Origin of the sequence: Paenibacillus sp. PL91 (genome assembly GCF_012935325.2) — a bacterium.
Lineage (GTDB): Bacteria > Bacillota > Bacilli > Paenibacillales > Paenibacillaceae > Pristimantibacillus.
Genome location: NZ_JABBYG020000014.1, coordinates 20,400 through 43,772, shown reverse-complemented (window position 1 = coordinate 43,772; position 23,373 = coordinate 20,400). Strand labels below are relative to the sequence as shown.

The following is a 23,373-nucleotide window of genomic DNA, read 5'->3' as shown; positions in this document are numbered from 1 at the left end:
TAAGCATAAGAGAAGGTTTGCGAAGCAAACCTTCTCTATGCCTTCTATTCCTCAGAAACCTGAACGCTTACCTTAGCTTTTACTTCAGGGTGAAGCTTAACCACAACCTGAGTAACGCCTAGCGTGCGAATCGGATCTTCCAGCTCGATTTTACGTTTATCGATTTTGATGCCTTGCGCTGCGAGCGCTTCGCCGATTTGCTTGCTTGTGATGGCGCCGAACAATCTTCCGCCCTCGCCAGCTTTCGTCTTAATGACAACCGTCATCTCTTCCATCTTCTTGCCAAGCGCCTCGGCATCTTCCTTTTCCTTCTCCTTGCGCTTTTGCTCAGAAGCATGCTGTACCTCAAGCGTCTTCAGATTGCCGTCCGAAGCCAGCTTCGCCAGTCCTTGCGGCAATAGAAAATTGCGCACATACCCTTCGGATAGATCCTTTACTTCCCCTTTTTTCCCTTGTCCCTTAACATCCTTCAAAAAGATCACTTTCATTCAAATAACCCCTCTTCCGTTTCAATTTCGTCCAAAACCCGTTTCAGACGCTCGGCTACTTCAGCCACTGATCCTTCAAGCTGAGCGGCAGCATTCGTTAAATGCCCGCCTCCGCCCATTCTCTCCATAACAACCTGCACATTCATATGGCCCAGCGATCGCGCGCTAATACCGATAAGACCGTCAGGCCGCTCCCCGATAACGAAGGAAGCAAGTATATCCGTCATATTCAGCAGCGTATCCGCCGATTGCGCGATAAGCAGCTGCGAATATTTACGACCGCTTTCCGTTACTGCAATAGCCACATGCTCGTAGAGCACCTCGGCATGCTTAATAATTTCCGCCTTGCGCACATACTCTTCAAGGTCTTCCTTCAACATTCGCTGAATCATCATCGAATCCGCCCCGTTGCGGCGGAGGAAGGAAGCGGCCTCGAACGTCCGAGCTCCCGTACGAAGCGAGAAGCTCTTCGTATCTACCGTAATACCGGCAAGCAGCGCCGTTGATTCCCTTACATCCAGCACAACGCGGTCATGAATGTATTGCAGCAGCTCGGTTACGAGCTCGCACGTCGACGAAGCGTAAGGCTCCATATACACGAGTATCGCATTCGCGATGAACTCCTCGCTGCGGCGATGATGATCCACTACTACGATGCGCTCCGTTTGCGTGAGCAGCTTCGGCTCCTTCACCATCGATACCTTATGCGTATCGACGACCACCGCAAGCGATTGCGGCGTAATAAGCGCGGAAGCTTGCTCTGGCGATACAAACCGCTTCGACAGCTTCTCGTCTTCCTTGATAAGCTCCATCATTTTCTGAATCGCCGGATTGACGCCTTCAAGCACGATATAAGCTTCTTTGCCGAACAGCTGCGCCGCCTTCATGACGCCGATCGCTGCACCGATAGCGTCCATATCGGGCATTTTATGGCCCATGATAACAACGTTATGGCTTTCTTTTATGAGATCGCGCAGCGCATGAGCGACAACCCGCGCGCGTACGCGCGTACGCTTCTCTACCGCATTGGATTTGCCGCCGTAGAAGGACTGTCGGCTTCCCACTTTAACGGCCGCTTGATCGCCGCCTCTTCCGAGCGCAATATCAAGGCTCATATGCGCCCATTGGCCAAGCTCAATGATGTGCTCGGCGCCTGCTGCGAAGCCAATGCTGAGCGTAACCGGGATTTTATGATCGCCGGTAATCTCCCTCACTTCATCCAAAATAATGAATCTGGATTGCTCCAGCTGCTTTAGCGTCTTCTGGTCAGTTACAAGCAGAAAACGGTCGGACGTTAGTCTTTTCAAATAAACATGAAACTTTTGCGCCCATTCCGTAATCTCTGTCGTGACCTTTGAGAGCATTGAGCTGCGCTGATGATCGTCGAGGCCTTGCGTCACTTCCTCAAGGTTATCGATCATGACGACCCCTAGAACAAGCTTCTCATCATCGTATTTACGCCCAAGCTGCCAGCGCTCCGTAATATTTTGGACGTACAAAATCCGTTCCTTAGGCTTAAAGATGAGCTGATACACCGAAGAACCAATCGTCGCTTCGATGGTGCCCTCCCGCTCCTTCACCTGCTGCAAAGTCGGAAAAAGCTCCGCAAGCGGCACGCCGATTACGTTTTCCCGCTCCGCGATTCCTGCAATATAAGGATTATGCCATTCTACAATTCGATCTTCGTTATATAAAATAATGCCGAAAGGAAGCTCGCTCACGACATCGTTGCCCGCCTTCTTCACGCGATAGGACAACGTGCCTAAATACGACTTGAGATCTTTGCGGAACGCCCGCTCCGCCATCACGGTATAAAACAATACTCCGCCAGTCAGCAGCAGCCCGAGCAGTCCTAGCAGCCACTCGAACCAGGCAAGCGCGACCGACATGAGCACCATTAAGACGAAAGCCCATATCTGATGCATTCCGTGCCAACGTGTTACCAAAAACTTAGGCATTTCCAATCCGCTCCTGTGCTATGGTTTCGTAAACGACTTGCGGATTGGGAAAGCGGTATCCAGGACGCCAATTAAGCTTAGCGGCGGGATTAAAAGCACCGGAATCGCAATAAGGATCGGCACCGCTTTATTCCATCCTCGCTGGTTTGCAAGGAAAAAGAAAAATCCGACAGCCTGAAACGCAAAAACAAAACTAAGCAGAGGAACCAAATTCATTAAAGCCACTGCAAAAAAAGAATCGCTCGTCCTTGATGCAAACAATTCCATCACATAAGTCAGCAGGTACAATACAACGAGCAAGCGAGGCAGACGCCAATCCTTGGCACGCGTAAACCGTGGCACCTCTGGTCCACCGCTCCACTTGACGGCTCTGCGAGAGACGAACTGCGAAATAACGGTAAGCCCGAATGCGATCATAATAAAGGTAACCGGAATCGAATTGATCATCGTGTGAATCACGATATCCGTCAGCCCTGAATCCCATTCCGTAGGCAGATAGCGCTGCGCCATTAGCTCCTCTACCGTTGACCGAATAAATGTGCTTAATTCTTTAAGGAGTGAAATATCGAGGAACACCTCAAATATAAGCAGCTCCAGCATCAATTGAGCGAGAATCACGACGCCGACCGTCCGAACAACTCTTGAGGCAGGCGCTTGCTTCATGAACAAGTGGCCCATCACAATAGACGGTATGAGAAAGAACAAACCGATAATAAGTGTAGCCGGTCCACCGATGAAGAACGCCAGCACCCATACGGGAACCAGATGCAACGCAAACGACTTTGGCGACAAGGTCGTGTACAGCACGACATACGGCACCATAAGCAGCAGCATAGTAATGACGTTAAAGAGCGGTACGAGAAGAGACAACAATAATAAGAGTGCCGCACAGCTCCACAGCACTGGTTTCAAGCCGGTTTTCAAACCGTTCACCTCTTGCTTATATAATCTGGTTTCTTACGAAACTTTTACAACTCATTATAGCATAAAAGCTCAACATATCACGTACAATCCCACTTACTCGCTCTTAGGATAAACACCCGCTTCGCCGCTCATACAAAAACAAAAAGACGGAACAGCAATCCCATTCCGCCTTGACTTCTTCCTATAATGCCCCATGCGCTTAGAAAATAGTACCTGATAACGAGCCTTCTTCGCTACCGGTTAGTTGTTATCCTGCAGCACTTTATGCTGCTCCATAATAATTTTTTGGCAATAATCGATAATTTCACTTCTGCGGACAATTCCAATAAAGCGATTCATGTCGTCGACAACCGGCACAAAATTTTGCAGCTTGGCCAGCGAGATCAGATCATCCATATTAGCATCGATTCGCACCGTCTTATTATTCATTCGAAGCGGCACATCCATAAGCCGCACTTTATTGGTCTGCTCAAGCGTCAGGTCTGCATGGTCCTTAATGTACCATAGCAAGTCGCCCTCCGTAACCGTGCCTGCATATCCGCCATCATCATTAATAATAGGTACCGCCGTATAACGGTGATATTCCATTCGCTCAAGCGTTTGCCTTAATGTTGTATCCTGCGTTAAGCATACAACATCCTGCTTCGGCAATAAAAAAAACGCAATATTCATTCCCCAACCACTCCGTTCCGTTTGCTCAATCCCATACTTTTTTTTGCCATAGGCAGCAGACGGACCGGAGCAAGCAGCTTTACGGCTGCTTTGTCGTCGTCTCGCTGCTCGATAGCGTTCCTACCTCTTTCGGCTTGTTCACTGTATACTTATCCGGCAAAATAAGGCTGGACGCAGGCGTATCTGCGTTTAACCAGCTCTTGATCATCGCCTGTACCTTCGCCAAATCCTCATCATCGGCAAAATAATACCATGCTCCGCCGCTTCTCAAGCGATGGCCGCTGCCAAGCAGCGAGTGGCTGTAGATATTCCGCTCCTTCGCCTGCAGCATGCTTTGACTAAAGTCGACAAGCTGCTGCGGACGCATATCCGTGCTAAAGTTGTCGCCCATAATATCCATAAGCTGCGGAACTTTAGACCATTGATTCAATTGCTTCGCTTTATCCATTAGAAGACTTAAAAAAATCTGATGCCGCTCCGTACGGTTCATATCGCCGCCGGCATCCTCCCGGTAACGGACATAATTAAGCGTATCCTTGCCATTATAGCTTTCCTGACCTGCTTTAATGACAAATTTCTCGTGATCCGGATCGTCATTGACCATATCCTCTTCAATGGGAAGCGCGATACCGCCAAGCGTATCGATTACTTGCCGAAAGCCTTCAAAATTAATAGAAGCATAATAATTAATAGGCGCATCTAAGAAGTTCTCTACTGTATCCATAGCCATTCCCGCTCCGCCGAAAGCGTAAGCGTGCGTAATTTTATCCTTCTTGTCCTTCCCGATGATATCAACATACATATCCCGCGGTATCGAGACCATGAGCAGATCACCGTCATTCGGACGAACAATCGTATAGATCATCGTATCCGAACGTCCAATCTCTTTGCCGCGCTGGTCAACGCCGAGCAGCAATACAGAGAACGGGTCCTGCTTCTTATCTATTGTACTAACCGGAACGGGTTCCCGTCCATCGATCGGTTTATAAGTTTGTTCTAATTGTTTTTCTACTTGCCCTTGCAACAACCAATCAAATCCGAATGCTGCCAAAGTCCCTCTGTTAAAAAAGACGGCAACAAGAAGAATAACGACTGCGGCAGACGCCGTGTATAACCATTTTCGTTTATTCATAAATGATAACTTCTCCTATCTATACTATTCTTTTATAAATGCCTTTCTCAGTTTAGACGATAAAATGTCGAAACAGGTTACAAAACTTTTACAACGGATTAATGCCATATTTGGATATTATTTTATAAAACAAAAAGGTCTATTGACTTTCAATGACGAATACAATCATGACAAGTACAAGTATATGTGAATAGAAAGGGTGACAATCGTGAACTTACCTCCATCCATTCAACCGGACAAATCATCAACTGGTCTTGACCCTAAAGTAGTAGGCTTGCTTTGTTATTTGGGGGGCTTTATTACCGGTATTATATTTCTTATCCTCGAGAAGCAAAGCCGCTTTGTCAGGCTGCACGCCGTTCAATCCATCGTCGTTTCCGTTTCCCTTGTCGTTCTAAACATTTTGCTTGGATTTATTCCAATCCTCGGCGCAATTGTGGGCTTTCTGCTGACGATTGTTGGCTTCGTCCTGTGGATCGCACTTATGCTGCTTACCCTACAAGGCAGACTGGGCAAGCTTCCCGTTATTGGCGAATGGTCGGAGCAGCAAGCCAACAAATTTTAACCTTTTTTTTCGTTCAAAAATGGGACGGCCTGCTGCCGTTCTTTTTTTGTTTTACCTAAAAGTTCATATGAACCACTCATTAAACCGTATATGTGATCTCGCAAAAACGAGCGATTGGCTAATATTGATCTATTGCTGCCTTAAAATCGGTTTTATTGGCCCATTGAAGCCTTTTATCCGTTATTCAGCGGTTTGATGAATTGGCTGAAAGTTCGTACTATTAAATGACTACTAAAAAATTTGAATAAAAAAGGATTGTGAACATTTATTATGGGTATAGGACTTAATCTAAGTTTGGTTGCTTTACTAGTTGTGTTAACCGCTTTTTTCGTAGCTACAGAATTTGCTATCATTAGACTACGTTCCAGCCGCGTTGACCAATTGGTCGTTGAAGGAAAGAAGAACGCACTTGCCGTTCAACGAGTAATAAATAACTTGGATGGTTACTTGTCCGCCTGTCAACTCGGTATTACCATTACAGCACTCGGTCTTGGTTGGCTAGGTGAGCCTACAGTAGAGAAGATATTATTTCCTCTATTTAGTCAATGGCAAATAAACAATGAGCTAAGTCATATTTTATCGTTTCTAATCGCATTCGTCGTTGTTACCTTTATCCATGTGGTCATTGGCGAGCTCGCTCCTAAGAGCCTAGCGATTCAAAAAGCGGAGCTTGTTAGCTTTGCGGTCGTTAAACCCATCATCTTCTTCTACAAAGTCATGTACCCTTTTATCTGGGTTTTGAATGGCTCTGCCAATGCGCTCGTACGTTTGTTTGGCCTAAAGCCTGCAACGGAGCATGAAGAAGCACACTCCGAGGAAGAAATTCAAATCATTTTAAGCGATAGTCTAGAAAGCGGTAAAATTAACAATACGGAATATGGCTACGTCAACCGGATCTTTGCTTTTGATGAAATTTTAGCCAAAGAAATTATGGTTCCGCGTACGGACATGTCCGTTTTATACAAGAACAACACGCTCCAAGAAAATATGGCAATTATCCGCAAGGAACAATATACGCGTTTCCCAGTTGCCGGTGACAGCAAAGACAATATTATCGGGATGATCAACACGAAGCAGCTGTTTCTACAGTATCAAGTAAACAAAGAAATTGATTTTCAAACGCTTATCCAGCCTGTTATGTCTGTCTCCGAAGCACTGCCGGTGAAGACGCTTCTAACCAGAATGCAGCAAGAGCGCGTCCACTTTGCAATCGTCGTTGATGAATATGGCGGTACATCAGGTCTCGTAACGATTGAGGATATATTAGAAGAAATCGTCGGTGACATTCGGGACGAATTTGATGCGGATGAACGCAAGGACATTGAGGTGCTCTCGGATACGTCCTACCTACTGGATGGAAAGGTATCTCTCACTGAGCTAGGCGGTTTAATTGGCACTGAGCTTGAGCATGAGAAGGTCGATACGGTTGGCGGCTGGCTGTACAGTGAGATGGAGGATGCCAAGCCCGGCAAGCAATTCAGCTTCCTTAACTTAACCTTCACGGTACGCGAGGTTAGCAAGCATCGCATCAATAAGGTGGAACTTACGATCGCTCCGCATGACAAGTTGCTTAAAACGGAGGTTGTATAACGAGAACAAAGACGGTGTCTAATGACACCGTCTTTGTTTTATTTAGGAAAGGCGTATGCTGAAAACGGTTAAGGGAACTCTAATAAAAAATTTAGAGGAGAGGAATTTCTGATGCAAGTTTATGAGATGCTGGTTAATATCATTTTCGGATTCATTATTCCTTGGCTCGCAGCTATATACCTCGTTCGAAAAAGTCCAAAAATACTGCTGCTGATCTTCCCCGTTGGCGCTCTAGTATCGATGATTATCAATTCGCTCGGCTTTCAAATGAAGTTTTGGGACTTCACCCCCCTCATACCGGACGATCAATCTGTATCTGCGATGCCGCTCGATCTTGGCCTATACCCATTATTGGCATGCTTCATGATACGGATCATCTTCTTGCATCGAAAAAAAACAGTGCTCGTTTTGTTATTATTCGTGCTGTTTACGACGCTGCTTGAGTATATGGGACTGCTGATTGGCAAAGTATCGTACGGGAATGGCTGGAATATAGGTTATACCATTCTGTCCTATTTACTTGCCTTTAGCTGCGCATACCTATACTTTAGGCTCCTTGAGAAATTCCGTGTATTATAACGTTTTCTCGACGCTCTCCTCCTCCTGATAGAGCGATGAGCGGTTCTTGAACCATGCGAACAAATGGAGAACGACAACCTTTAATACCGCATATCCCGGCACAGCCAGCACGATTCCAGCAAGTCCAAACAAATTGCCTGCCGTCAAAATGACAAATATAATGGTGATCGGATGGATTTGCAAGCTTTTGCCCATAATTTGCGGCGAGATAAATTTGCCCTCAATAAGCTGAACAATCGTCCATATGACGATCATCTTCAGCAGCATGACGGGAGAAGTAACGAGCGCGACAACCAAGGCTGGCGTAATTGCGATTGCCGGGCCTAAATAAGGAATGACGCTGGTACAAGCTGCGACCAAGGCAAGCACAAGCGAGTATTCAAGACCAATGACCAAATAACCCACGTACAATAACAGCCCTATACAGAAGCTGACAATAATTTGCCCCCTAATGTAGCTGCTGATTTGATCGTTCATCTCCGCCATAATGCGTTTCGTCTGCGGCTGCAGCTTGTTAGGCAGGAATCCAACGATCGTTTGCGGCAGCTGCTTTCCGTCCTTTAATAAATAAAATAAAATAAACGGCAGCGTCACAATCGCAAGAATGACCTCCTTCAGTGCCCCCACAATAGAGCCTAGGCTCGAAAAAGTTCGATTTAGCAGCGATGAAGCTTGCTCCGTAATATTCCCTGTCAGCTTTGACGGATTTAAATTGAACCATTCCTGTATTTGAATAAAGCTGGTGCTGGCCATAAATTGTTCGAAATTTAGCCGCAGCTGATCCCCATATTTAGGAAAGTTATGTACGAAGCTTACGGCTTGTTCATTTAGGATCGGAATAACAATAACCAATAGTATCGTAATCAGCCCTGCACCAAGCAAAAAGAGAGCAATAATGGAAAATACCCGCTTGATCCCCTTTCGCTCCAAATAATCGACAGCCGGATTTAACAAATAGTAAGCAATTCCCGCCAATATGACTGGCAGCAGCAACGTTTTGAGGAGAACGGTAAATGGTGTGAAAATGTAGGAAATCTTCGTAAAAACCATAATATTGAGCCCTACGAGCAGCAATACAAGCAGAAACAATACGAACTTATTGTTTAAAATAAACTTTTTGAACCGCTCGGTGCCTGTTCTGGCATTTTCCATAAGTTGTACCCTCTTTCTTCATATGCAGGTGTTTATTTTCATTAATTGTAGCATTACGGTAAATATAAATGCGAATGGCGTCATTTCCGCAATTTGCTTGCAACTATTTCCATCCACTTCGCGTATCATTACTTATGTGTACTACAATCCTAGGAGGGATTTCATTGTCTATATTTAAAAGATTGCGTGACCTTACTTTATCAAATGTTTACTCACTTATTGAGAAAGCAGAGGATCCGATTAAGCTCACTGACCAATATATCCGCGATATGCAAGAGGATCTATCCGATGCAGAGAAAGCCGTAGCTGCACAAATTGCGATCGAGAAGAAATTTAAGCAGCTATACGAAGAGCAAGCACAGCTTGTGGAGAAGCGCGGCGAGCAAGCGCATCTTGCCGCACAATCCCAAAACATTGATCTTGCAAGGCGCGCCCTGGAAGAGAAGAAGTCAGCCGAGCAGAAGGCTTCTGAATACAAGGCGAATTTTGACCAGAATAAGCTGCTCGCTGATAATCTTCGGGGCAAGCTTGATGAGATGCGCAAGCAGCTTACGGAGCTTAAGAACAAGCGTGAAACGCTCGTGGCTCGTTATAACGCAGCCAAAGCTCAGACTGAAATCAATAAAGCGATGTCGGGCTTCGGAACCGATTCAGCCGCTGCTGGCATGAAGCGCATGGAAGAGAAAATGCTGCAAATGGAAGCGCAGGCCGAGGCGAGCAACGAGATCAACAGCAAGGGCAAGTCGCTTGATGATGAATTTGAGAAGCTAGGCAAAGACAAAGCGGTTGAAGATGAGCTGGCCGCTCTTATGAAGCAGTACGAGAAACAATAGTTCTTCCATTTATCTAACAAATAATGTATAGTATGACCGCTAGTGTTATAAATCGGACTACCGGTTTTAACGAAAGGCGGTCATTTTTTCTAAACTTGAAACTTTGGAGGAACTAACGATGTCTTGGATTGATCTTATTCGAATTCCGGTTTGGACAGGTGCAGGAGCTATTTTATTAGTTATTATTATGTTTTTGGATTCGCGCTTCACGAAGTACAACGATTTGCAGGAAATTAAAAACGGAAATACCGCTGTGACTACACGCTTCGTGATGAAGCTATTTGCGCAAGCATATATCTTGTCGCAGTCGATTAGCAAATCAAGCGAAATGTGGGAGGCACTCGTCATCTCGCTCGTCTCTTTTGTCCTCTTGCTCGTGCTGGAGTGGATTGTCGAGAAAGTCGTCATTGCCATCAGCGGCATGAAGCTGGAGCAAGGCATTCATGAAGGCAAGGTCGGATACGCTTTGTTCGCAGGCTCACTCCATATAGCTGGTGCTTTGATCATCGGATCTATTTAACTTTTTAGAAGGAGCATATAAGATGAGCTTGTTCAAAAGAATCAAAAATCTACTTACTCCAGTGGAGCCTCCAATCGCAGAGAAAAGCATCATGACGCTATCGCCTGGCGATGCTTGCGAGGTCTCCTTAGTTACCTATAACATAACGGGCAGAACGCATAACCGTGCCCGCAATGCCATTGTTCTCACGCTTCAAGATGGCATATCCATTCGGTATTTGACGATAGAGGAACGGGAAAGAACTGTATACGCACTGTACGACTCGATTGATGGACGGCTTGATTCCATTGACGAGGTGCCTACCATTTTGGAGCTTGATGACCGCACTTATCATATGGAGGAGCAATTCTCCGGATTCATAATAGCAAGCGGCAAGACGCCTTACATGCAGGGAGGCGAACAGCACGTCTGGCAATATCAATCTGACGATATGAAGCTTCTTCGTATTGAATGGCAAAACGGACGCTTCATGCTTTATGAAGGAGAAAGCGTTCTGCCTGCCGATGTACGCGTGCTGCGCGGCGGATAGGAGGAAAACGATGAACAAATGGTGGCATCAATCGATTAAGTATCTGCTTCTCCTGAGCTTTATCGTCCCTCTTCTCACGGCATGCACCGTATCGGATACGGTTAAAGAGCAATATCCGTTAGAATCGGTCAATGGCTCAGGCAATCAAACCTCTTATGTGTATCGTGCCGAGAATCGTTCCGTTCCTGATGTCGCTGCTGATTTTGTCGATCAGCGCACGCCAGAGCAGCAGAGCGAAGTAAGCACGGAGCGGATGTTTCTCGTCTATTCCAATGAAATCATCCATTTGCAGCAAGCTCCAGACGTGCCGGAAGATACGCTTATCGAAATCGACTCAACCGAATATGTACGTCAAAATTATAGCTCGGGCTTTCTCCAAGGCTACTTAATCGCTAGCGTGCTCGACGATATATTCGATAAGGGCAAGTACGGCAAAGGAAATTACCGCGGTTACTCCCAAAAGGATAAATACAAGCCTAAAACGACGTACAGAACGCCGACAGCTGAGGAAAAGAAGATTGCTCCTCCTGCAACAGTCAATCGTACTGGATCGGTGTTCAAACGCTCGAAGGATGCCAATGCATCGACTTCATCAACGGCGCCAACGACGAATAATGGTTCACAAACGAGTACCACTGATAATAAGAAGAAAAGCACGATCACGAGTAAGACCCCTTCCAAAGGAAAAATCGTGAAAGACACCAAACAAAAAAGCAGCTCAAGCAAAGTATTTACGAAGCCGCGAACCTCAAAGCCTTCGGTGAAGGCTGGCAAAAGCCGAATAACCCGGCGTCGCTAAGCCATATAACAAGAGCAGTATCCTAATGAGAGGATACTGCTCTTTTCTTTATATTTGCCGGAGAGGCTAGGCTATCCAGAACGTTTTTCAAGTAAACGTTTAATTTTTTTCAGGTCCTTATTGTTGTCTCTCTTCATCATCAACGACATTAAGGGAGAAAATAACATCGAGAACCCGGTCGGATTCCCTTTATTTCGCAAAGTCATTCGGGTTGATTGTTCGCCCTCAGATTCCCAGGTATATGTCGTTTCCATGGGAAAGGGACCGTCGGCCGTTCTCATTACTAGCTTTTTTCCCGGGATATATTCGGCAATTAGATACACATAGGAGAGCTCTTTTCCGAGGAAAGCCGCTTTAAACGCAACTTTAGAACCAACCTCGAGCGGCTTTGGCGTTTGCCATTCTGCCGAATGAATATTGACATACCATTCAGGCGCATTATCGGGGTTAGCCGCATATTCCGAAACGGTATCACGAGGACATTTGATTTTGATTTCGGTAAACACATCTACCATTTCTGTCTGGCACCTCCTCAGAAAAATGAAAAGCGCGCATAAGCTTCGCGCGCCTTTCATCTAAATTAAGCTAACTGCTTCGCTATAGGCTCCCAATAATTGGTGTGCCATCCGGATCCCAAATGCTCGCCTTGTCCTTCCGGGAAACCGGAATGGTCAAATACTAGCACTGTTCCGCTGCCTTGCTTCTTGAGCTCGAATTTGGCCACGGAGTAAACGCCTTCCTTCCAATTAGCAACACGCCCGACAGTTGCATGATAATGTATTCATTGATGGATAGACTCCTTTAAATACGTTTATTATTAATGATTTTTGCATTAATGCATGGCCTGCTCAGACCATGGATCGACGCCTGGGTCTTTGCCTTGTGCTATCGATTGCAGACGAGGCATGTAATGCATCCAGCCTTGTTCATGTGAGGCAACTTCTGTTGCCGGCAGATCGTAGTGTGTCAAGACTAAGAGCGTGCCATTATCTTTGGGGATTAGTTTGAACTCAACCGTGCTGGAACCAGGAGGCACCGCCTTGGATTTTTCCCAGCCCCATGTCATGACGATTTTCTCGTTCGGAATCATTTCCTTATATTCACCCATTGCAATGTCGCTTCCGTTAACGTCAATGCGGTATTTGCCGCCGATACTTGGGTCGAGTAATACGTGACGCCCCATCCAACGTACTAATTTCTTAGGGTCGGTAAAAAATGTGAACAGCGTCTCCGGGCGGCATTCGATAAATATCTCTTTCTTGATCGTGTTATTGCTGCTGATTGATGTCATGTTTTCTCCTTTCCTCCTCTTCCGCCGCTGCTTTGAGCAGCATCAAGCTGTCATCCCAGAAGCTCTCGATATAGTGCATCAATTCGGCGAACCCTTCCCTCCTAATGCTATAAAATCGTTTGGTGCCTGCTCGCCTCACGATGACGAGTCCGGCTTCTTCTAAAACTTTAAGATGCTGCGATATAGCTGGTGCTGAAATGTCAAAATGAGACGCAATAGCGCTGGAGGTCAGTTCCTCATCACGGACGAGATGTAAAATATCTCTGCGCCTAGGTTCCGTTATGGCTTGGATGGCTTTATCGATCATGCTATTAATTTAGCATACACTTAATTAAGTGTCAACTTAATAAATGCTTCGCAATAACTGGCGGAAGTGGAACACAACCCAAGGAACAATCGTATGAGGGCACTATAGCGCAGATATCATTAAATCAACAAAGAACAATGGCGATACAGGAATCCCTGCATCGCCATTTCTGTTTAGAGTGAGCTGTTTCTCCATCAAGCTGACTTGCTATTTTAGAGAAAGCCCCTTTCTTTGTGCATTGCTGCAAAAGGGCTTTCCGTCTAATTCGCAACTTCCTTTTCGCTTTGAACCTGCTGCTTTTGTGGAAAAACGAGCTTTAGCATAGGCGGAGTAACAAGCGTCGTCACGATAACGACCATAACGACCGACGTAAAATATTGTGGCAGCAGCAGCCCTGACTCCAGGCCAGTCGCTGCGATAATGAGCGCCACCTCTCCCCTGGAAATCATACCTGCACCTATCGCAAGTGATGAATGATTGTTGAATCCAGTCATCCTGGCGCCTAATCCTCCGCCGAGCAGCTTCGTAACGATAGCAACGAGCGATAAAAGAATAATAAAGACGATCTGGCTGCCTACGCCGTCGAAGGTAATGTTTAGACCGATGCTGACGAAAAAGACCGGAACAAATAACGTATAGGCTATCGGCTCCACTTTCGATTCCACATCATGCTTGAACGAAGTCTGCGAGATCGCGATACCTGCTGCAAAAGCTCCAATAATGCCGGCAACGCCCATTTTTTCGGCAAAATAAGAAAAGGCAAAGCAGGTGATTAACGCGGCGCTCATCGCTGCTTCCGTTATTTTAAAGCGAGCGAACAGCTTCATAAAGTGTGGAATAACCCAAATGCTAGCCGCGATTATTATAATAAAGAACAGTACCTTTTTTCCAATCAGTAACGGAATGGACACATGATCCGTAGTTCCAAGCAAGCTCATCATAACGGCCAGCAGCACGACGACGACAACATCATCCACAACTGCGGCACCAAGTATCGTTGTGCCTTCTTTAGAATTAAGCTGATTCATCTCCTTCAGCGTTTGAACCGAAATGCTGACCGAAGTCGCACACAGCAATAAACCTAGGAATAGCGCCTCAGAGTTCGATAGACCGAGTACCGCAGCTATGGAATAGCCTCCGATAAATGGCAAAACGATGCCGCCTAGCGCTACAGCAAAGGAAGCTTTCCAATTTTGTCGGAGCTGCTCCAAGTCCGTTTCCAATCCTGCAATAAACATAAGCAAAAGCACGCCGATCTCTGCAAAATGGCCGATGAAATCATCAGGCTGAACCCACCCTAGCAGCGCAGGCCCGATGATGATTCCCGCAAGCAGCTTGCCGAGTACTGCCGGCTGTCCTAACCGTACTGACAAATGTCCGGCGACCTTTGTGGATATGATAATGAGTGCTAAATAAAATACGAACTGCATTCGCACACACTCCTTTCTTCCCCATTGAATTAGCATGCAACAAAAAAGAGCCCGTATGCATACGGGCTCCAGCAAACAAAACAAAAGGAGCCCTTGGTGACAGGCTCCTCCGCTTTCGTACATATTCACTTATCGACCTATTCAGTCGTGTAAGGAAGCAATGCGATTTGACGTGAACGTTTAACTGCGATTGTAAGCAAGCGTTGGTATTTCGCGCTTGTTCCAGTCACACGACGTGGCAAGATTTTGCCGCGCTCGCTGATAAACTTTTTCAGCAAATCAACATCTTTATAGTCAATTTTAGAAATTTTGTTTACAGTGAAGAAACACACTTTACGGCGTTTGTTGCGTCCGCCTTTACGTCCGCTGAACTTACGTTCTGGACGCTCGTCGCCACCGTTATCTCTTTGCTTGAAAGCCATGATGGATATCCTCCTTATCGTTGAAAATTTTACAATTACACAACAGCTTTATCTCGCAATAAAGGCTGTGCAACCGTTCCATTGATACACGAAGTAGAAACTACTCCGATATCAAAATGGCAAATCATCCTCTGATATATCAATCGGGCGTCCGTCATCCTGAAACGGATCACGGCTGTCGTTACGTGAGTTATTACCAGATGGACGGTTACCACCGCTTTGGGAAGCGTTGTTGCCGCCGCCGAAAGATCCGCCGCCGCTGCTTGCACCGCCGCTGTAGCTGCTTCCGCCTTCTTCTCGCGAGCCTCCTCCGCCTTCTCGATTGGATTCCAAGAACCGAACGTTATCAGCGATAACTTCCGTCACGTAGACGCGTTTGCCTTCGTTGTTCTCATAATTCCGCACTTGAATGCGACCTTCAACCGCTGTTAAGCGGCCTTTGCGCAAGTAGTTGGCGCAGGTCTCGGCCAGTTGACGCCACGTTACAACCGGAATAAAATCCGCTTCACGCTCACTTTGACCGCCGCTCGTAAACGGACGATCTACCGCTAGCGTAAATTGTGTAACGGCAACGCCTGCAGGCGTATATCGAAGCTCTGGGTCTCTCGTCAATCTACCAATTAAAATAACACGGTTCAACATCGTTTCTGACCTCCCAATCGAACAATCCAGCGTGGATTAAGCGACGTCTCTGACGATCAACGAACGGATAACTTCATCCGTAATCTTCATGATGCGGTCAAGTTCATTCACAACTTCAGTCGTTGCGTTGAAATGTACCAGTACAAAGTAACCATCACGAAGCTTATTGATCTCATACGCAAGACGACGTTTTCCGCTCACATCTTGCTTTGTGACCTCTCCGCCGTTGGAGATAATGCCATGGAATTTGTCAACGATCGCTTGCAAGGCTTCTTGCTCAACGTCTGGACGAACGATGTACATTACTTCATATTTGCGCATATTGTTTCACCTCCTCTTGGACTAACGGCCCCATAAATGGAGCAAGGAACGAGCTTCTGCTCGCATCTCTATACTATATCAAATCTAATCGCCTATGACAAGCGCAAATAACAGAAGCATATATTTATGCATAGATATGCAAATTGAAATTGAACTTACAGCCGTAATCTTCTACTTATGCAAATCAGCATCGCGGCAAATACTACGGCAGCGGACTGTTGCTAAGCTTCCGCTCTAACTATACGCTGGAGGGTGAGTATAATGGGTGAAGGTACAATGTTTACGCCAGGGGATAAAGCTCCAAATGACGGCACGTATATAGAAGACGGAGTGAATTCGTTTCATATGGGCATTCAAAATCCAAAAAAGGTACGTCTCAACAAAGGGGACCGGTTTCCACAAACAACGAATCATGAACGAATATGGAGACGGATGGATCATTAAGGTCAATTGCTTCACGAATATTAGTGCAAAGCTTGGGACATTCTAATTAGCGACGGTGTAAGAGAGGTGTGGTTCCGTTGAACCATTTTGGCAAGCGTAAACGACTGTACCCGTCTTCAGACGGATCAGCTTTCGTTGCGCATTGAATATAAGCAGCGGATTAGGGTAAAACCTAAACGTTCTTATATTGAGATAAGCCTTAAGAGGATTTCGTCCACTCAAGGTAGAAGCGGAGGGTTGTGCCAAAGACACTTGTCTGTAACACACGCGCATTCGAGCATCGATACGCTAAACCGTTCAAGCGGATAACGTATGATTGTGCTCAAAAGGATTTAATGAAGCTACTGCTGACTTTCTCCGATTGACGAATGAAGGCTCCAAGGTTTCAAATGCTTGCAGTGAGAATTGATCGACTCAACCATCAACCACCGTCAAGAGGAGGGCTCGTGAGAGCCCTCCTCTTTAAGTTTTTTATTTGATGCCATCTAATGGAGCTTACATAATCACTGATTTCTATTGGTGCTTACTCTTGGTGCCAAGGCACGCTTGGCCGATCAGCGGGATAACCATACTGTTTTCTGTATGCTTTCCTATCCGCCGTAAAATCCCACCACTGCTTATCGCTTCCTGGATCGTTCGCATGATGTACCGCAAGCCGCATCACATCTTCGACGCATGGGTCCATCCAAACGCCGTGCAGCCTCTCCAGACGCTCAACAAGCTGCGCTCCGCTTTCTCCACCGCTTTTAATTTGCTCCAGGGAATAAAAGCCTAGCTCCACTAGATTATTAGCGAGGCTCGGGCCAATAGAAGGCACCGCCTGGAACTTAGCAAGCGCAAGCAAATGATTCGCCCTGTCTTTAGGCACGTTTAAAGTTGCACTAAGTTCATCTGTCGTGAAACCTGTCACATCTATAAGCTTAATTTTTGCTTGTCGTAACCGTTTGCGTTCATCATCCGTTAATGGCAGCTTTGGCGTACTCAATGAGTAACCCTCCCTTTTTAAGATGAATATAAAAAAAACGATTCGTCGATCGAATCGTTTGTCAGTTGTTATATAATGGCGGAGAAGGTGGGATTCGAACCCACGCACGGTTTGACCCGCCTAGCTGATTTCGAGTCAGCCCCCTTGGGCCTCTTGGGTACCTCTCCGCATGTAAAAATTATTGTATCATACGGTATGTCCTTGCGCAAGTACTTGTCCAAAATAATTCATGCATTCGGTTCAAGCTCGGTTATGAACCGGTTATGCCTTCATCCGACCCTTTTGAACGGAGCACCTTCTTCATGTTCTTCTCAAACTTAGCTCTTGGTATAAGGACACTATGCTTGCAGCCTACGCACTTAATGCGGATGTCCATCCCCATTCGAATGATCTCCATTTCATTAGAGCCGCATGGATGCTGTTTTTTCATTTGAACGACATCGCCAAGCTCAAACTGTTTTCGCTCCATCTTTTACGCCTCCCTTTTCATTGCGATGATACGTTACCATTCGAGGATATGGAATTTCAATTCCGCTGGCGTCCAGCGCCTTCTTAATTTCCATATTCAGCTTTCGAGCTACGATTGGATGCGTATTCGGTCGGCATTCCGCAATTACGCGCAAGGTTACGCCTGTAGGAGCAATCGCTTGTATGCCCAGCACCTCGGGCGCATTGATCAGATTATCATCCATCATCGTAATCATCGTATAGCGAATAACTTCAAGTGCCCGATCAACCTCTTCTTCATACGCAACCGAGATATCTACGACTGCAATGGAATTATTAATCGAGAAATTCGTAACCTCATTAATCATGCCATTGGGAACAATATGAACCTCACCTGTCCAGCTCTGAATTCGCGTCGTTCGAAGCCCGATTACCTCTACCGTTCCTTTAAATTGCCCCGTTTGGATCACATCTCCAACAGCGAATTGATCCTCCAGCACAATGAAAAAACCTGTTATAATATCCTTCACCAAACTTTGGGCGCCAAAACCGATGGCAAGCCCCAGTACGCCTGCACCCGCAAGCAGAGGTCCCAAATTGATACCGAACTCAGACAAGATTAGCATGACCGTAATGAAATATACAACATAAGAAACTACATTTTTCATGAGCTTGCCTACTGTTGTCATACGCCTTGTATGGTTCGGAGGGCGCTTGCTTTCACGTTCAAGCACTACCCGATTAATGGTTTTATGTATGATCCATACAGCAAAACGTCCCACGATTAAAAATAGTGCTACGCGCAGCGCTGAGCTTCCGAAAGCCTGCCACACATCATTGTCTGTCAACCAATTTACTGTTTTGTCGTATCGTTCTGTGATTGACATCATCATTCCTCCTCATCCGCACTTTGCGCGCCTAAAGCTCTAGTTGCTCATAACCGGATTGCAATGGCTTGAATATGCCTCTAATTTCTACATTTTCCTGCTCAATAACTTCCTTCACCATTGATAAATCCTCTTCTGGAAAATGTATCGACAACGCGCAGCCTGCCGTTATTTCCTTCGGTGTGGGACAAATATCGATTTCTATTTCAGCGTACTCGAGCAGCATCTCTGCCCGCAATGCCTGCTGAGTGGAATCAAATGCAATTAACACGAGCAAGACCCCCATTGCGTTTGCATCGGCAAACGTCCTTCATCGGCTTAACCTTAAATATCAAAACTATCTGACGTATAAAATGGTTGTCCCATCCATATACTAGTAACATATCGGTATTATCGGAGGGATTCTATGAAGCTTCCATTTATTAAAGAGACGCCATTAAAGGTACCTTACACGACCCCTAACGTCATTGGCATTCTGGTCAATCGCCTTACCACCTTGCTTGATGAGATGGCGGAAAGCCGCCCTATTGTTGTCGTATGTGTTGGAACGGATCGCTCCACCGGCGACTCCTTAGGACCTTTAATCGGAACGTCCCTAGCTAAGTACCGCAGCCCGCATTTTTCATTATTCGGCACCTTAGAGAATCCCGTCCATGCCATGAATCTGGATGATACTCTTATAGAAATCAATCGCCGTTTCCATAAGCCGTTCGTTATCGGAATCGATGCTTGCCTTGGGCAAGTATCCAGTGTAGGCAGCATTCAACTTGGCATCGGGCCTGTGCGCCCTGGTGCGGGCGTCAATAAGGATCTCCCTCCGGTCGGCGACATTCATCTTACTGGCATTGTAAATGTAGGCGGTTTTATGGAGTATTTCGTCCTGCAGAACACTCGCCTTCATCTCGTTATGAAGATGTCCGAAATTATTGCACTCAGCTTATTTACAGCTATTGCAAACCATGCCCATCTCTCCACCAGCGTTCTTGAACAAACGGCCGCGGCAGATAACCTTTAACTATGGCCTTTTTACTATTTATTTTGCTTCCAAAATAGCTTTACGCTCTTCTGGCGTAAGCGGATATGCGGATTCTCCTTTTTCAATCGGCTTCGCATACACATACGTATTATCCCGGCTGTGGATTCCTGTAAAAACAGCACCATCCTTCTCTTCATTAACGATAGCGATGGAGAAGCTAAGATCGCTACCCTGCTCGGAAAAAGCATTATAACGAATGACGCCCACTTTGCCTTTCTGATTGGGGAGAGACGTTTGTACAACTGCTAGCTGTTCCTTCAATTGTTGGTTCGCTTGCTTCTGCTCGGCCAGCCCTTCCTTCAACTCAACGATGACATCTTCCATATTCGTTAAACCTGTATTCCCCATGACCGCTGTATATTGCTTTCTAAGCTTTTTCAGCCGCCCGCCAACAATCGCTATCCAAATAAATAAAATGATGACTAATAAAGCTAATACTACCGTTACAGCATTCATCGGATTTGATGTCCAGTCTTCCATCGTTGTTGTTCCGCCCCCAATTCATTGCTTAAACCCCATACTGTTGTGCTATTTCCTTAATAGCATCCGTTAAAGCGTCAATCTCCATATCCGTTGTAAAAACACCCACACTTGCGCGTATCGCACCAGTTGCTGTTGTTCCTGCGCTAGCATGTGCGAGCGGCGTACAATGAAAGCCTGCTCGCACGGCAATTTGGTAATGCTGATCCAATATAAACGACAGCTCCGAGGGGTCGACGTTTTGCAAATTAAAAGCTACAATCCCTGTTCGGTTCTCGCCTAATTCCGGCCCAAGCAGCTTGACGCCCTTCACCGGCATCAAACCATGAATAAGCCTTTGCGTCAGAGCCCATTCCTTAGTATGGATGTGCTGAACAGTCTCATTCAGCACATACTGGACACCCGCTTTAAGCCCTGCCAACCCGGGCGTGTTTTGCGTACCCGCCTCGTACCTGTCCGGCCTGACCTGAGGCTGCTCAAGCGCCTCTGATTGGCTTCCTGTCCCTCCATGCAGCAATGGAACCAATTCCAGCTCCGGATCGATGTACAGCCCTCCTGTGCCCTGTGGGCCAAGCAGCCCTTTATGCCCAGGGAACGCTAACATATGAATGCCCATCGCCTTCACATCAACCGGTATTATTCCTGCGCTTTGGGCCGCATCTACAAGCAGCTTAATGCCATGTTTTCTTGTGAGCTCCGCAATATCAGCTACCGGCATAATCGTTCCCAACAAGTTTGAACTATGATTTACGACAACCAGCGTGGTATGGGGACGTATCGCTTGGGCAACGTCATCTATATTTAGGTTTCCACGTTCATCGGATTCTACATAGGTTACTTCAATGCCAATTGTTTGCTCCAAATAATATAACGGCCTTCTGACCGAATTATGTTCAACTGAAGTGGCAATGACGTGATCACCTGGTTTAAGCCAGCCTTTAATCGCCATATTGAGCGCCATCGTCGTATTGGATGCAAATGCAATATCATTTGGATTTTTTATATTAAACAGCTTAGCTAGCTGCTTGCGCGTTTCAAACAATACACGGCTTGCTCGCACAGCCATAGCATGGCTGCCTCTCCCAGGGTTAGCAGCGTCGTTCAGCATTGCATTTACGACTGCTTCCGTTACAGCAGGCGGTTTTGGCCAAGAGGTTGCAGCATGATCCAAATAAATAACCGTTTGTTCATTATTAATCACGATATTCACGCCTTTCCAAGCTAACTAGTCACAACAATGGCATACCTTAGTTTAATCTTTCAAAAGCAAGATTACAACTTAGGTATGCCATTGTTTGGTATAGCTTATGCCATATACTGAAGCAGCTCTAGCAATCTTTCTAGATCCTGTTTGCTATAATATTGAAGCTCTATTTTACCTTTATCTTTTTGCTGTTTGATCTTCACCGTCGTCTTGAATCGCTCCCGCAGCGACTCCTCTAAATGGTCGATGTAAGGATCGCGTTTTTTCTGATTCGGCTTTGTTTTATCCTCAGGCTGCTTCGTATCCAGCTTCTGAATCGCCTCTTCCAGCTCGCGCACGCTCCACTCTAAGGAAACGGTAAGATCAGCTAATTCCTTCTGAACCTTATCATCCTTAATGCCAACCAAGGCTCGTGCATGACCCATGGAAATTGTTCCACGTGAAACATTATCCTTGATCTCTGATGGCAATGAAAGCAAGCGAACAAAATTTGCGATGTGAGAGCGGGATTTTCCAACCTTCATGGACAATTCCTCTTGTGTAAGCTTGAACTTGTCAATGAGTGCTTGATAAGCAATTGCAACCTCAATCGCGTTCAAATCCTCACGCTGAAGGTTTTCGATTAAGGCAATCTCCATTACCTGTTGATCGGTAAAAGATCTTACAACAGCAGGAATCGTTGCATTACCGCAAAATTGAGAAGCCCGGAAACGTCTCTCCCCTGCAATTATCTCGTAACCCTTCAATACGGTACGCACAATAATAGGTTGAATAATGCCATGCTGCTTAATGGATTCCGCTAACTCCTTAATGGAATCCTCGTCGAAGGTTTTTCTTGGCTGATACGGATTGGGTCTTAATTGAGATAATGAAATTTCAATCACTTTGTCATCGTCATTCACAGAAAGCGATGGGATAAGCGCATCCAGCCCTCTACCTAGCCGCTTGCTCATACATAATCACTTCCTTTGCGAGTTCAAGATAAACTTCCGCACCTTTAGATCGTGGATCATATGTGATAATAGCTTGACCATGAGATGGCGCCTCACTTAAACGGACATTGCGCGGGATAATCGTTTGATAAACCTTCTGTTGAAAATACTTTTTAACCTCTTCGATAACTTGAATACCAAGATTCGTTCTAGCATCCAGCATCGTGAGAAGAACGCCTTCGATTTGAAGGGATGTATTCAAATGCTTTTGAACGAGTCTCACTGTATTTAATAGCTGACTCAATCCTTCAAGCGCATAATATTCACATTGAATAGGAATAAGTACCGAATCCGCTGCGGTCAATGAGTTTATCGTCAATATACCGAGTGAGGGAGGGCAATCGATAAGAACATAATCGAAATCATCTTTAACCAAATGCAACGATTTTTTTAGACGCAGCTCTCGAGATATCGTCGGGACTAGCTCGATCTCCGCTCCGGCCAATTGAATTGTAGCAGGTATGATTTTCAAGCCTGGAACTCTAGTTTCGAACATCGCATCCTTTGGATGGACATCATTAATAAGTACATCATAAATACAATTCGTTACATCGCCCTTGTTGATACCTAATCCACTCGTTGTATTCCCTTGTGGATCAATATCAACTAGCAGCACTTTTTTACCAAGCGATGCTAAACAAGCAGCTAAATTGACAGACGTTGTCGTTTTTCCGACACCGCCCTTCTGATTGGCTATAGCAATAATTTTCGACAAAACCGGCTCACCTCTATGTGTACAACTTT

The 23,373-nt window shown here is 45.9% G+C and carries 31 protein-coding genes and 1 tRNA gene; 9 read left to right on the top strand and 23 right to left on the bottom strand.

The annotated features are described in order from the left end of the window. Positions 1-44: 44 nt before the first annotated feature. From rplI to HI950_RS25580, 5 genes are all read right to left on the bottom strand, one after another. Positions 45-488 carry a 50S ribosomal protein L9 gene (gene rplI / locus HI950_RS25600; protein WP_169084079.1) on the bottom strand — a complete coding sequence of 148 codons (444 nt, stop codon included), beginning with the start codon at positions 486-488 and terminating at the stop codon, positions 45-47. Beyond that, complete coding sequence (locus HI950_RS25595; RefSeq protein WP_169084078.1) at positions 485-2,446, bottom strand: DHH family phosphoesterase; 1,962 nt, start codon at positions 2,444-2,446, stop codon at positions 485-487. The genes rplI and HI950_RS25595 overlap by 4 nt, the downstream gene beginning before the upstream one ends. An 18-nt stretch (positions 2,447-2,464) precedes the next feature. Next, entirely contained in the window at positions 2,465-3,370 is a 906-nt protein-coding gene (locus HI950_RS25590; RefSeq protein ID WP_191297055.1) for a DUF2232 domain-containing protein, read from the bottom strand. A gap of 240 nt (positions 3,371-3,610) precedes the next feature. Beyond that, positions 3,611-4,042 (bottom strand): CBS domain-containing protein, encoded by a 432-nt coding sequence (locus HI950_RS25585; protein ID WP_169084076.1) that lies wholly within the window; start codon positions 4,040-4,042, stop codon positions 3,611-3,613. Between the two features lie 79 nt (positions 4,043-4,121). Beyond that, positions 4,122-5,174, bottom strand: a complete 1,053-nt coding sequence (locus HI950_RS25580) for an LCP family protein (protein WP_169084075.1) — start codon at positions 5,172-5,174, stop codon at positions 4,122-4,124. Positions 5,175-5,382: 208 nt separating this feature from the next. Here HI950_RS25580 and HI950_RS25575 point away from each other — a divergent pair, with 208 nt between their 5' ends. The 3 genes from HI950_RS25575 (at position 5,383) to HI950_RS25565 (ending at position 7,908) form a co-directional block, all read left to right on the top strand. Next, positions 5,383-5,739, top strand: coding sequence for a DUF4870 domain-containing protein (locus HI950_RS25575; RefSeq protein ID WP_317618444.1), 357 nt, complete (start codon positions 5,383-5,385; stop codon positions 5,737-5,739). A gap of 270 nt (positions 5,740-6,009) precedes the next feature. Continuing rightward, the gene (locus HI950_RS25570; RefSeq protein ID WP_169084074.1) at positions 6,010-7,329 is read left to right on the top strand and encodes a hemolysin family protein; all 1,320 of its coding nucleotides are present in this window, start codon (positions 6,010-6,012) and stop codon (positions 7,327-7,329) included. Positions 7,330-7,440: 111 nt separating this feature from the next. Beyond that, positions 7,441-7,908, top strand: coding sequence for a CBO0543 family protein (locus HI950_RS25565; protein ID WP_169084073.1), 468 nt, complete (start codon positions 7,441-7,443; stop codon positions 7,906-7,908). Here the strand turns inward: HI950_RS25565 and HI950_RS25560 are convergent. Next, the gene (locus tag HI950_RS25560) at positions 7,903-9,060 is read right to left on the bottom strand and encodes an AI-2E family transporter (RefSeq protein WP_169084072.1); all 1,158 of its coding nucleotides are present in this window, start codon (positions 9,058-9,060) and stop codon (positions 7,903-7,905) included. The genes HI950_RS25565 and HI950_RS25560 overlap by 6 nt on opposite strands. Before the next feature lie 164 nt (positions 9,061-9,224). Between HI950_RS25560 and HI950_RS25555 the strand changes: the two genes are divergently transcribed. The 4 genes from HI950_RS25555 to HI950_RS25540 all read left to right on the top strand — a co-directional run bounded on the left by HI950_RS25555 (position 9,225) and on the right by HI950_RS25540 (position 11,741). Then, positions 9,225-9,893, top strand: coding sequence for a PspA/IM30 family protein (locus HI950_RS25555; RefSeq protein WP_169084071.1), 669 nt, complete (start codon positions 9,225-9,227; stop codon positions 9,891-9,893). Positions 9,894-10,011: 118 nt separating this feature from the next. After that, positions 10,012-10,413, top strand: coding sequence for a DUF350 domain-containing protein (locus HI950_RS25550; protein ID WP_169084070.1), 402 nt, complete (start codon positions 10,012-10,014; stop codon positions 10,411-10,413). A 22-nt stretch (positions 10,414-10,435) separates the two neighbouring features. Beyond that, positions 10,436-10,942, top strand: a complete 507-nt coding sequence (locus HI950_RS25545; RefSeq protein WP_169084069.1) for a DUF4178 domain-containing protein — start codon at positions 10,436-10,438, stop codon at positions 10,940-10,942. Positions 10,943-10,952: 10 nt separating this feature from the next. Beyond that, the gene (locus HI950_RS25540; protein ID WP_169084068.1) at positions 10,953-11,741 is read left to right on the top strand and encodes a DUF4247 domain-containing protein; all 789 of its coding nucleotides are present in this window, start codon (positions 10,953-10,955) and stop codon (positions 11,739-11,741) included. Between the two features lie 71 nt (positions 11,742-11,812). On the opposite strand, the gene HI950_RS25535 is transcribed toward HI950_RS25540, so the two are convergent. From HI950_RS25535 to rpsF, 8 genes are all read right to left on the bottom strand, one after another. Further along, positions 11,813-12,256, bottom strand: a complete 444-nt coding sequence (locus HI950_RS25535) for an SRPBCC family protein (protein ID WP_169084067.1) — start codon at positions 12,254-12,256, stop codon at positions 11,813-11,815. Positions 12,257-12,321: 65 nt separating this feature from the next. Next, the gene (locus HI950_RS25530; protein WP_169084696.1) at positions 12,322-12,522 is read right to left on the bottom strand and encodes an SRPBCC domain-containing protein; all 201 of its coding nucleotides are present in this window, start codon (positions 12,520-12,522) and stop codon (positions 12,322-12,324) included. Positions 12,523-12,573: 51 nt separating this feature from the next. Continuing rightward, on the bottom strand, positions 12,574-13,032 hold the full coding sequence (locus tag HI950_RS25525; RefSeq protein ID WP_169084066.1) for an SRPBCC family protein: 459 nt from the start codon (positions 13,030-13,032) through the stop codon (positions 12,574-12,576). Beyond that, positions 13,010-13,339, bottom strand: a complete 330-nt coding sequence (locus HI950_RS25520; protein WP_169084065.1) for an ArsR/SmtB family transcription factor — start codon at positions 13,337-13,339, stop codon at positions 13,010-13,012. The genes HI950_RS25525 and HI950_RS25520 overlap by 23 nt, the downstream gene beginning before the upstream one ends. 260 nt (positions 13,340-13,599) lie before the next feature. Then, positions 13,600-14,769, bottom strand: a complete 1,170-nt coding sequence (locus tag HI950_RS25515; protein ID WP_169084064.1) for a cation:proton antiporter — start codon at positions 14,767-14,769, stop codon at positions 13,600-13,602. A gap of 137 nt (positions 14,770-14,906) precedes the next feature. After that, complete coding sequence (gene rpsR / locus HI950_RS25510) at positions 14,907-15,191, bottom strand: 30S ribosomal protein S18 (RefSeq protein WP_056637907.1); 285 nt, start codon at positions 15,189-15,191, stop codon at positions 14,907-14,909. A gap of 111 nt (positions 15,192-15,302) precedes the next feature. Further along, positions 15,303-15,833: a single-stranded DNA-binding protein gene (gene ssb, locus HI950_RS25505; RefSeq protein WP_169084063.1), complete on the bottom strand. Its 531-nt coding sequence runs from the start codon at positions 15,831-15,833 to the stop codon at positions 15,303-15,305. A gap of 36 nt (positions 15,834-15,869) precedes the next feature. Next, positions 15,870-16,154: a 30S ribosomal protein S6 gene (gene rpsF / locus HI950_RS25500; RefSeq protein WP_053373427.1), complete on the bottom strand. Its 285-nt coding sequence runs from the start codon at positions 16,152-16,154 to the stop codon at positions 15,870-15,872. A gap of 261 nt (positions 16,155-16,415) precedes the next feature. Between rpsF and HI950_RS25495 the strand changes: the two genes are divergently transcribed. Next, positions 16,416-16,598: a YjzC family protein gene (locus HI950_RS25495; protein WP_169084062.1), complete on the top strand. Its 183-nt coding sequence runs from the start codon at positions 16,416-16,418 to the stop codon at positions 16,596-16,598. 523 nt (positions 16,599-17,121) lie between these two features. Here HI950_RS25495 and HI950_RS25490 read toward each other — a convergent pair. The 5 genes from HI950_RS25490 to HI950_RS25470 form a co-directional block, all read right to left on the bottom strand. Beyond that, a complete protein-coding gene (locus HI950_RS25490; protein WP_169084061.1) occupies positions 17,122-17,583 on the bottom strand; it encodes a helix-hairpin-helix domain-containing protein in 462 nt (153 codons plus the stop codon). 76 nt (positions 17,584-17,659) lie between these two features. Further along, a tRNA-Ser gene (locus HI950_RS25485) sits at positions 17,660-17,750 on the bottom strand. 83 nt (positions 17,751-17,833) lie between these two features. Then, entirely contained in the window at positions 17,834-18,052 is a 219-nt protein-coding gene (locus HI950_RS25480) for a DUF951 domain-containing protein (RefSeq protein WP_169084060.1), read from the bottom strand. Then, complete coding sequence (locus HI950_RS25475; protein ID WP_169084059.1) at positions 18,033-18,917, bottom strand: mechanosensitive ion channel family protein; 885 nt, start codon at positions 18,915-18,917, stop codon at positions 18,033-18,035. The genes HI950_RS25480 and HI950_RS25475 overlap by 20 nt, the downstream gene beginning before the upstream one ends. A 31-nt stretch (positions 18,918-18,948) precedes the next feature. Next, complete coding sequence (locus HI950_RS25470) at positions 18,949-19,203, bottom strand: putative Se/S carrier protein (protein WP_169084058.1); 255 nt, start codon at positions 19,201-19,203, stop codon at positions 18,949-18,951. 120 nt (positions 19,204-19,323) lie between these two features. Between HI950_RS25470 and yyaC the strand changes: the two genes are divergently transcribed. Further along, entirely contained in the window at positions 19,324-19,932 is a 609-nt protein-coding gene (gene yyaC, locus HI950_RS25465) for a spore protease YyaC (RefSeq protein ID WP_169084057.1), read from the top strand. Positions 19,933-19,950: 18 nt separating this feature from the next. Here the strand turns inward: yyaC and HI950_RS25460 are convergent, their stop codons facing one another. The 4 genes from HI950_RS25460 to HI950_RS25445 form a co-directional block, all read right to left on the bottom strand. After that, a complete protein-coding gene (locus tag HI950_RS25460; RefSeq protein WP_169084056.1) occupies positions 19,951-20,433 on the bottom strand; it encodes a DUF4446 family protein in 483 nt (160 codons plus the stop codon). Positions 20,434-20,461: 28 nt separating this feature from the next. Next, positions 20,462-21,631, bottom strand: coding sequence for an aminotransferase class V-fold PLP-dependent enzyme (locus HI950_RS25455; protein WP_169084694.1), 1,170 nt, complete (start codon positions 21,629-21,631; stop codon positions 20,462-20,464). A 107-nt stretch (positions 21,632-21,738) separates the two neighbouring features. Continuing rightward, the gene (locus HI950_RS25450) at positions 21,739-22,590 is read right to left on the bottom strand and encodes a ParB/RepB/Spo0J family partition protein (RefSeq protein ID WP_169084055.1); all 852 of its coding nucleotides are present in this window, start codon (positions 22,588-22,590) and stop codon (positions 21,739-21,741) included. Beyond that, on the bottom strand, positions 22,571-23,344 hold the full coding sequence (locus HI950_RS25445) for a ParA family protein (RefSeq protein WP_053373419.1): 774 nt from the start codon (positions 23,342-23,344) through the stop codon (positions 22,571-22,573). The genes HI950_RS25450 and HI950_RS25445 overlap by 20 nt, the downstream gene beginning before the upstream one ends. Between the last annotated feature and the right edge of the window lie 29 nt (positions 23,345-23,373).